Raw genomic sequence first — 255 nt, forward strand, 5'->3', positions numbered from 1 at the left:
AGAGCAAGCTCTCTGGTTTGGGCTAATCCGCGTTCGCTCGCCGCTACTGACGGAATCACTTTTGTTTTCTCTTCCTCAGGGTACTTAGATGTTTCAGTTCCCCTGGTATGCCTCACGCTAGCCTATGTATTCAGCTAACTGTAACTGTCTATTACAACAGCTGGGTTTCCCCATTCGGAAATCCCCGGATCGACGCTTGCTTACAGCTCCCCGAGGCAGTATCGTTGTTCGCCACGTCCTTCTTCGGCTCCTAGT

1 rRNA gene is annotated in these 255 nt (G+C 51.4%); it reads right to left on the reverse strand.

Annotation, left to right across the window (positions count from 1 at the left end):
• Positions 1–255, reverse strand: a 23S ribosomal RNA gene (locus KJS52_RS27160); the annotation flags it as partial.

Origin of the sequence: Paenibacillus montaniterrae (genome assembly GCF_018403185.1) — a bacterium.
Classification (GTDB): domain Bacteria; phylum Bacillota; class Bacilli; order Paenibacillales; family Paenibacillaceae; genus Pristimantibacillus; species Pristimantibacillus montaniterrae.